Genomic DNA, 8745 nt, shown 5'->3' with positions numbered 1-8745 from the left:
GTGCGTAGATGCTCGATCTGTTCCAGATCGCGGCAGCGGGCGGTCAGCTGTGGTTCCGACAGGGTAAAGGGGTCGCCGCCGCTGAGGATGACCTCGTGGATCTCCTCGTGGCGGCGCAGGTAGTCGAGCGTGGCCTGCCAGGCGTCCTCGCCCAGCGTCTCCTCATAGGGGTAGTGGCGGCGGAAGCAGAAGCGGCAGTGGATGTGGCAGCGGGGGCTGAGCATCACCAGCGCGCGGCCATGATACTTGTGCAGCAGCATGGGGGTGCGTCGGGCGGCACCATCGCCCACCGCATCCTCACTGAAGCCGGGAGCGGGCCGGTTTTCCGCCTCGACGGGCAGCACCTGCCGCAGCAGCGGGTCGTCCGCGCCACCACCCATGCGTCGGGCGAAGCGAGCCGGCACCTTGAGGGGGAAGGCGGTTTCCACACGGGGCAGAGCGCCCGCTTGCAGTCCGCAACACCGCTCCAGTTGTTCCACTCGCCTGAGAATGGCTGACACCGCCCGCTCCACCATTTAAAATAAGCCGACTATTTTAATGGAGAAGACACCATGGCGACCTACAGCACCAACGAATTCCGCAACGGCCTGAAGTTTCTGCTCGACGGCCAGCCGTGCGTCATCATCAACAACGAGATCGTCCAGCCGGGCAAGGGGCAGGCGTTCAACCGCGTCAAGTACCGCAACCTGATCACCGGCCGCGTGCTGGAGAAGACCTTCAAGTCCGGCGAGAAGGTGGAAGCCGCCGACGTGGTGGACACCGATCTGCAGTACCTCTACAACGACGGCGAGTTCTGGCATTTCATGGATCCGGAGAGCTTCGAGCAGTATCAGGCGAGTGAGGCGGCCGTGGGCGACAACGCCAAGTGGCTGGTGGAGCAGGACATCTGCAACGTCACCCTGTGGAACGGCGAGCCGATTGCGGTCACCCCGCCCAAGCAGGTGACGCTGGAAGTGGTGGAGACCGACCCGGGCCTCAAGGGCGACACCGCCGGCACCGGCGGCAAGCCGGCTACCCTGTCCACCGGCGCGGTGGTGCAGGTGCCGCTGTTCGTACAGATTGGCGACAAGGTGATCGTCAACACCCAGACGGGCGAGTATGTCTCCCGCGCCAAGGAGTGATTGGCGCCCCGGCGCACCGCTGGAGACACTGAAAAAACGCGCGCAGCTGCTGAAAGGCCTGCGCGCGTTTTTTGATGCCCGCGGCGTGATGGAAGTGGACCCGCCGCTGCTGAGCCGGGCGGCGGCGCCGGACGTGCATCTGCGCTCTCTGTCCGTCGAGGTGCAGCGCCCCGGCGTGGGGTCGGAAAGGCGCTGGCTGCCCACATCCCCCGAATACCCTATCAAACGCCTGCTGTGTGCCGGGCTGGGTGACTGCTACGCGCTGGGGCATGTGTTCCGTGATGGGGACGAGTCGTCCCGCCATCAGCCGGAGTTCATGATGCTGGAGTGGTATCGGCTCGGCCTTGATCTGGATGCCATCATGGACGAGACGGCCGCGCTGCTCGGTGAGATGCTGCCCGGCTGGCGGGTGGAGCGCCACCGCTATGATGAACTGTTTGCCGAATTCGCCGGCATCAAGGAGGCGTATGAGGCGCCCGCTTCGGTTTTCCGGCAGGCCATGGAAGCGGCGGGCAAATCGGTGGCGGGTGTGGACGCGGAGGATCGCCTGCTGTGGCGTCAGCTGGTGCTGACGGAGATCATCGAGCCGCGGCTGGCCGAGCGGGAACTGGTGTTCGTCTGGGGCTGGCCGGTGGAGGAGGCGGCGCTGGCGGCCCTCTCGGCAGACGGGCGCATGGCGCTGCGCTTCGAGGTCTACGCCGGCGGGCTGGAGCTGGCCAACGGCTACCAGGAACTGCGGGAAGCGGGGGCCTATAGGCGCCGTTTCACGGCCTGGAATGCCGAGCGGCGGGCGCGTGGCCTGCCGGAGATGCCGGTGGATGAGGCGCTGCTCGCGGCGCTGGAAGACAGTGGCGGCCTGCCGGCCTGCGCCGGTGTGGCGCTGGGGGTGGATCGCCTGCTGATGGCGCAGCTGGGGGAGAATGACATCCGCCGCGTGGTGCCCTTCGCCTTCGGCGAGGCGTGAGCCTTTCGGAGCCGTTTTAAACGGGGTCTCCCCTGATTTTGCGGGATCGACTTTTCCCCGCCCGAAAAAACCACAAAAAAACCGCCCGAAGGCGGTTCAACGAGGCCCAAGCGGCTTCTCGGCACGCTTTTCATGCTTTATGCGGAGGCCTGTCTGACCTCATGTTCGGCACGCAACTGGCGGGCGGCGTCCACCATGTTGCGCAGGGCGGGGATGACCTCATCCCAGCTGCGGGTCTTGAGGCCGCAGTCGGGGTTGACCCACAGGCGCTCCACCGGAATGCGGCGGGCGGCCAGGCGCAGCAGGGCCACCATCTGATCAACGCTCGGCACGTTGGGGGAGTGGATGTCATACACGCCCGGGCCGATCTCGTTGGGATACTCGAACACCTCGAACACGTCCAGCAGCTCCATGCGGGAGCGGGCGGTTTCGATGCTGATCACGTCCGCGTCCATGGCGATGATGCTGTCGATGATGTCGTTGAACTCCGAGTAGCACATGTGGGTGTGGATCTGGGTCTCGTCCTTCACACCGTTGGCGCTGATACGGAAGGCCTCGATGGCCCAGTCCAGATAGCTCTGCCACTGGCTGCGGCGCAGCGGCAGCCCCTCGCGCAGGGCGGCCTCGTCGATCTGGATGGCGCGGATGCCGGCCCGTTCCAGATCCAGCACCTCTTCGCGCACGGCCAGCGCCAGCTGGTAGCAGGTGTCCCGCCGTGGCTGGTCGTCCCGCACGAAGGTCCAGTTGAGGATCGTCACCGGTCCGGTGAGCATGCCCTTGACCGGCTTGTCCGTCAGCGACTGGGCATAGGTGATCCAGTCCACCGTCATGGGGCGGGGGCGGCGGATGTCGCCATAGAGAATGGCCGGCTTGACACAGCGGGAGCCGTAGGACTGCACCCAGCCGAAGCGGGTGATGGCGAAGCCCTCCAGCTGTTCGGCGAAGTATTCCACCATGTCGTTGCGTTCCGGCTCGCCGTGCACCAGCACGTCCAGCCCCAGCGCCTCCTGCTCGCGGATGCAGCGGGCGATCTCTTCCTTCATGGCTGTGGTGTAGGCGCTCTCATCCAGCTCGCCACGGCGGAAGGCGGCGCGGGTCTGGCGGATTTCCGCCGTCTGGGGGAAGGAGCCGATGGTGGTGGTGGGCAAAAGGGGCTGGTTGAGCGCAGCATGCTGCTTCGGCGCCCGCTTGGCATAGGGCGACTGGCGTCGGCCCCATTCTGGCGTGATGCCCGCCAGCGCCTCACGGACGGCGGGGTTGCGGGTGCGGCTGGAATTGCGGCGGCTGGCCAGCGCTTCGGCGTTGTCGGCCAGAGTGGCCGCCTCGCTGCTGCGTCCATGGTTGAGGGCATTGGCCAGCACGTCGATTTCCTCCAGCTTCTGCTGGGCGAAGGCGAGCCAGCTGCGGATTTCCGGTTCCAGATCCGTTTCCTGATCGAGATCCACGGGGACGTGCAGCAGCGAACAGCTGGGGGCGAGCCACAGGCGATCACCCAGTTGCGCGTGAATCGGTTCCAGACGATCCAGCAGGGCATTGAGGTCGCTCTTCCACACATTGCGCCCGTCGATCACGCCCAGCGAGAGCACCTTTCCTTCCGGCAGAGATGCGACGGCCGCGTCGATTTCGTCCGCGCCGCGCACCGCGTCCACATGCCAGCCGCTCACCGGCAGGGAGAAGGCCAGTTGCAGGTTTTCCTTCAGCTCACCGAAGTAGCTGGTCAGCAGAATGTCGAGATCGTCCCGTTTCAGATGGTGCCAGGCGATGCGCAGCGCCTGCGCCCATTCGGGATCGAGTTCTGTGACCAGAATGGGCTCGTCCACCTGCACCCAGTCGCAGCCGGCTTGAGCCAGCGCATCGAACAGTTGCGCATAGGCGGGCAGCAGACGCGGCAGCAGGTCCAGCCGGTCGCTGCCGTCGATGCTCTTGCCCAGCCACAGATAGGTGACCGGTCCCAGAATGACCGGCTTGGGGGTGTGGCCTTGCGATCTGGCTTCCTCGATCTGCGCCAGCAGGCGGGAAGCGTCCAGGGTGAAGCGGGTGTGGCGGTCGAATTCCGGCACGATGTAGTGGTAGTTGGTGTCGAACCACTTGGTCATCTCGCCGGCGGCCACGTGCACGCAGCCATGGTCGCAGGCGGAGCGGCCACGGGCGACGCGGAAATACTGATCCAGCGCGTCGCCCTCAAGGCCACGCACCCGCTGCGGCAGGTTGCCCAGCAGAAAGCTGGTGTCCAGCACATGATCGTAGAAGGAGAAGTCGCCCACCGGCACCCGGTCGAGGCGCGCCTGCCGCTGCCAGTTCTCCACTTTCAGGGCATGGCCGGTCTCTTCCAGCGTGGCCCGGTCGATCTCGCCTCGCCAGAATTTTTCCAGCGCGAATTTCAGCTCCCGCTTCGCGCCGATGCGGGGAAAGCCCAGGTTGTGCGTCTTTGCCATGGTTCATGCTCCTTTTGGTGTGTGACGGGCATGATAGGCGGGTAGAATGATGATTAAAAGTGATGTTTTTTTCTATATGGATGAGCAAGTGTCATGATTGAGCGGTTTCATCTGCGCATTCTGCGCGAGCTGCGGCGCTGTGGCTCGCTGACCGCGGCGGCGGAGAATCTCCATGTGACCCAGTCGGCGGTCAGCCACGCCATCAAGAAACTGGAGCAGCGTCTGGGGCTACCGCTGTGGCGCAAGGAGGGCCGGCGGTTGCGTTTCACCCCGGCGGGGGAGTATGTGCTGGCGCTGGCGGAACGGCTGCTGCCGCAGCTGGAGCATGCCGAGACGGTGTTGGCCGCCATGCGTGAGGGCCGGCGCGGGGTGCTGCGCATCGGCATCGAGTGCTATCCCTGCTACGGCTGGCTCAATGGCGTGCTGGCCGGCTATCTGGCCGCCTGGCCCGATGTGGAGGTGGATGTGCGTCAGCATTTCCAGTTCGGTGGCATTGGCGCGCTGTTTCACCATGAGATTGATCTGCTGGTGACGCCGGATCCGCTGGAGAAGAAATCCCTTGTGTTCGAGCCGGTGTTCGACTACGAGCTGGTGCTGGCCGTTTCCCGCCGGCACCGTCTGGCGGGTGTGGGCCGGGTGACGCCGGAGATGCTGGCGGAGGAGACGCTGCTTACCTATCCGGTGGAACAGGCGCGGCTGGACATTTTCACCCGTTTTCTGCAGCCCGCCGGCGTGCTCCCCCGCGCGCACCGCACGCTGGAGATCACCGACATTCTGCTGCAGCTGGTGGCGGCGGGCCGGGGCGTGACCGCCCTGCCGAGATGGCTGGTGGCACAGCATGCCGATGCGCTGGAACTGGTGGCACTGCCGCTGGGTGACGGGCTGTTCAAGCAGATTCATCTGGGCTACCGCGCCGAGGATGGCAAGGTGGACTATCTGCGCGGCTTCGTTCGGCAGGCGCGTGATGCGTGATCACGGCATACTGTTGCAGAAAGGCTGAGAGGAAAATGTCATGCGTCTGATGCTGTCAGCGCTGCTGCTGTTCATTCTTAACGGCTGTGCGATGCTGCCGGACAATGCGGGCAGGCAGGCAACCCATGCCATGGCGCCCGTTGAGGACAGCCCGTTCTACCGGTTGTGGCTGTCAGCGCCGGGTCATGACCGGAAGCAGTCGGGTTTTCTGCTGCTGGACAACGGACTGGACGCCTTTGCCGCCCGTATTGCGCTGATCCGGCAGGCGCGCTGCAGCATCGACATGCAGTATTACCTGATCCACGACGATCATGCGGGCATGGCGATGATGCGGGCGCTGCTGGCGGCGGCGGACCGGGGCGTGCGGATACGCATTCTGGTGGATGACATCGATGGCGGACGGCGGGATTCCGTGCTGGCGACGCTGGCCCGTCACCCTGATATTCAGGTCAGGGTGTTCAATCCGTTCGGACGCAATACGGGGCGTCTGTGGCAGTATGTCACCGGGCTGGGCCGGCAGACCCGACGGGCCCACAACAAGTCCTTCACGGTGGATGGCATCGCTACCATCGTGGGTGGGCGGAACATTGGCGACGAGTATTTCGAGCGGGATCCGCATCTGGCCTTTCAGGACATGGATGTACTGGCGATCGGGCCGGTTGCCGCCGAAGTATCACTGTCCTTTGACCGCTACTGGAACCATAGGCTCAGCTATCCGATCCGCCTGCTGGTCGAACGAGTGCCTGGCCAGAAGGCCCTGCACCGCCTGCGGGCGCACCTGGCGCGGGAGGCGGATGCCGACTATGCGGCCCGTCTTCGGGCCTCACGGTTTGTCACGGGACTGCGGAAGGGGACATTGAAGCTGCGCTGGGCCCGGGCCGAAGTGTTCGCCGATTCGCCCGACAAGCTGCTGCGCCGCACAGGCGACATGCGCGGCACGCTCATCGAAGCCCTGCTGCCTGCGCTGGCATCGGTGCGGCGGGAACTGATCATCGTCTCACCCTACTTCGTACCGGGCAAGGCCGGGCTGGCCTTTTTCCGCCGCCTGCGCGCCAGAGGCGTGAAGGTGAGGGTGCTGACCAATTCACTGGCATCGACCGATGTGACCATCGTCCATGCGGGCTATGCCCGCTACCGTCAGGCGCTGCTGCGCATGGGCGTGGAACTCTGGGAGCTCAACCGCGTGCTTGAAGGGCCGCGCAAGGGCGTGCGCCGGGGTTTTGCGCGCCAGTCCAGATTCAGCCTGCACGCCAAGCTGTTCGTCATCGATCGCAAGACGCTGTTTGTCGGTTCGCTCAACCTGGATCCACGCTCCGTGGTGCAGAACACGGAAATCGGCCTGCTCATACACTCACCCGCGCTGGCGCGGCAGGTGGCCGAGGCGTTTGACAGGGAGGTGCCTCAAGTGGCCTTCCGCCTGCAACTGGCTCATGACAGCACGTTTCAGGTGCCGCTGCTGTTGTGGAGGGGGCGGGAAAATGGGCATGATGCGATTTGGGACAGTGAGCCTCATGCCGGGCTGTGGCGTCAGCTGGAAGTGTTTCTGCTCATGTGGCTGCCGATCGAGTCTCAGATTTGAAAAGACCGGTAAGCCGCCCCCAACCTGACCGGCGAGCTGGAATGCCTTGCCGTGAATGTCATCACATGCCGGTTCATTCACCCGAAGAAGCATGGGAACCTTTGAACTCTGAGCTGTTTCCTCATTGCAATCGGCCCTTGCTGACCGTGCTTCTTGTCTGGATGAGGGAGATGTGACAGTTCCGTGCGGGTTTCAATCGGAATTGACGGGTTGCAATATCGTTAACTGTGTACTATAAAGTACACATGCTGTTCGGTGAGTATGTGCGAAAGAAACGGGAAATGCTGAAGGCGACCGACCGACGTTTCTCTGTCCGTCAGGTCGCAAGACGCATCGGTGTCGAGCCGGCATACCTGAGCAAGGTTGAGCGAGGGGAGGTGGCGCCCCCGTCGGAGGCGAAGATTCGCGCACTGGCCGAAGAGCTGGGTGAGGATCCGGACGTGCTGCTGGCCATGGCGGGAAAGGTCTCTTCCGATCTGCTGGAGGTGATTCGCAAGCGGCCGCAGCTTTTCGCGCAGCTGATCCGGGAACTCAAGACGCTTCCCGACCATGCCATTCTGCGGCTGGTCAGGGAAGTCAGAGATGGGGATTGGTGACCGGGAGGATGCTTCATGATTGAGCTGAGAGACAACAGCCTTGTGTTCAGTTTTCCGGAAGTGCATCCGGATGCCACGTGCACCATAAGGTTTCAGCGCACGCTCAGGATTCCCGATGACAATCGGGAATACCCTCTTCCGCCCGGTCTCGGCAGTTTTCCCATAGAGCATGTGGATGACCATGTCGAGCGTCTTCCGGAGTCCTGGAGGCGTCATGGCGGCGTGATGATTCCCATGTGGCAGTCGGAGGCCATGTGGATAAGACTTGGCGGTAATTACCCCTGCGCCGTGCAGATTGCGGCGGGCAAGATCAACGCCGTTTCCGGTCGGCGCTGGAACGACAGGTTGACGAAACGGCCGCAGAACTATGTGGTCATACCCGATCAGCCCTGGCTGGATGGGTTCAATGTTTCAAAGGATCACATACGCCAGTTCGTGGCCATGCCGCTCGGCGAGGGCTACACGGCGGAGGAGCAGCTCACCGGCAGTGCCGAGCATGGCGGGCTGCAGATCAAGGTCTATCCAATGAAGGCCGAAGTCTATGAGGAAGTATGGAAATTGCATTTGTCATGGAATAATCATGTCATGTACTCTGTCGCACCCAGCATGGAAATGGGACTGGCTGCCGGCGGGCTGATGCGGCAGGAGATCTATAAGGACGAATATGGCATTGACAGCTGGGATCGGGAGCACACGTCCCGCTGTTTCGTTCACATTGTCAACAGTGAAGTCTATGAATCCATCACGGGTCAGAAGCCGCCCCACGCGCCGCCGACCGCCGAGGACTACACCAAGGCGGGGCTGCCCTGGTTCGATTACTATGCCGACAAGCCGGCCATCGAGGGTTCGTCCGAACTTGCGGGGTTGACCAGCGTCGCGGCCAAGGTGATCGAGAAGACAGGCTCACCGCTTGAGGATAACGCACCGGTTGAACCAAAGAATGTGAAGGTCCTGTATGACCCTCTCCTTGTGCGAGAAGGAGAGTTCTGAAGGGAGAGCGGTCCCGGAAATTGCCGGACAGAATCGTTCAGGCGCAAAAAAGCCGGCTGATGAGCCGGCTTTTTTCAATCTGGCGGTG

Annotated in this window: 8 protein-coding genes; 6 read left to right on the top strand and 2 right to left on the bottom strand. The window is 63.4% G+C overall.

Going from position 1 to position 8745, the window contains the following annotated elements:
- On the bottom strand, window positions 1-500 hold a 500-nt coding region (locus F8K16_RS08665; protein ID WP_294949542.1), incomplete at its 3' end, for a radical SAM protein.
- A 51-nt stretch (window positions 501-551) separates the two neighbouring features.
- Here F8K16_RS08665 and efp point away from each other — a divergent pair.
- Together efp and epmA are read left to right on the top strand one after the other, a co-directional pair.
- The gene (gene efp / locus F8K16_RS08660) at window positions 552-1121 is read left to right on the top strand and encodes an elongation factor P (protein WP_294949539.1); all 570 of its coding nucleotides are present in this window, start codon (window positions 552-554) and stop codon (window positions 1119-1121) included.
- Complete coding sequence (epmA, locus tag F8K16_RS08655) at window positions 1099-2085, top strand: EF-P lysine aminoacylase EpmA (protein ID WP_294949536.1); 987 nt, start codon at window positions 1099-1101, stop codon at window positions 2083-2085. The genes efp and epmA overlap by 23 nt, the downstream gene beginning before the upstream one ends.
- A gap of 137 nt (window positions 2086-2222) precedes the next feature.
- Here the strand turns inward: epmA and metE are convergent, their stop codons facing one another.
- Window positions 2223-4520, bottom strand: a complete 2298-nt coding sequence (gene metE, locus F8K16_RS08650; protein WP_294949533.1) for a 5-methyltetrahydropteroyltriglutamate--homocysteine S-methyltransferase — start codon at window positions 4518-4520, stop codon at window positions 2223-2225.
- Window positions 4521-4613: 93 nt separating this feature from the next.
- Between metE and F8K16_RS08645 the strand changes: the two genes are divergently transcribed.
- From F8K16_RS08645 to F8K16_RS08630, 4 genes are all read left to right on the top strand, one after another.
- On the top strand, window positions 4614-5492 hold the full coding sequence (locus F8K16_RS08645; RefSeq protein ID WP_294949529.1) for a LysR family transcriptional regulator: 879 nt from the start codon (window positions 4614-4616) through the stop codon (window positions 5490-5492).
- A gap of 40 nt (window positions 5493-5532) precedes the next feature.
- Window positions 5533-7071: a phospholipase D family protein gene (locus F8K16_RS08640; protein WP_294949526.1), complete on the top strand. Its 1539-nt coding sequence runs from the start codon at window positions 5533-5535 to the stop codon at window positions 7069-7071.
- A gap of 281 nt (window positions 7072-7352) precedes the next feature.
- A complete protein-coding gene (locus F8K16_RS08635) occupies window positions 7353-7667 on the top strand; it encodes a helix-turn-helix domain-containing protein (protein ID WP_367122986.1) in 315 nt (104 codons plus the stop codon).
- A 15-nt stretch (window positions 7668-7682) separates the two neighbouring features.
- Window positions 7683-8657, top strand: coding sequence for a hypothetical protein (locus F8K16_RS08630; protein ID WP_294949520.1), 975 nt, complete (start codon window positions 7683-7685; stop codon window positions 8655-8657).
- The last annotated feature ends 88 nt before the right edge of the window (window positions 8658-8745 follow it).

Source organism: Sulfurivirga sp. (assembly GCF_015490265.1).
Lineage (GTDB): Bacteria > Pseudomonadota > Gammaproteobacteria > Thiomicrospirales > Thiomicrospiraceae > Sulfurivirga.
This window is presented reverse-complemented; position numbering and strand designations above follow the sequence as displayed.

Coding starts and splice junctions, on each gene's coding strand:
- efp (WP_294949539.1), top strand. CDS start 552: ATGGCGACCTACAGCACCAACGAATTCCGCAACGGCCTGAAGTTTCTG.
- epmA (WP_294949536.1), top strand. CDS start 1,099: ATGTCTCCCGCGCCAAGGAGTGATTGGCGCCCCGGCGCACCGCTGGAG.
- metE (WP_294949533.1), bottom strand. CDS start 4,520: ATGGCAAAGACGCACAACCTGGGCTTTCCCCGCATCGGCGCGAAGCGG.
- F8K16_RS08645 (WP_294949529.1), top strand. CDS start 4,614: ATGATTGAGCGGTTTCATCTGCGCATTCTGCGCGAGCTGCGGCGCTGT.
- F8K16_RS08640 (WP_294949526.1), top strand. CDS start 5,533: ATGCGTCTGATGCTGTCAGCGCTGCTGCTGTTCATTCTTAACGGCTGT.
- F8K16_RS08635 (WP_367122986.1), top strand. CDS start 7,353: ATGCTGAAGGCGACCGACCGACGTTTCTCTGTCCGTCAGGTCGCAAGA.
- F8K16_RS08630 (WP_294949520.1), top strand. CDS start 7,683: ATGATTGAGCTGAGAGACAACAGCCTTGTGTTCAGTTTTCCGGAAGTG.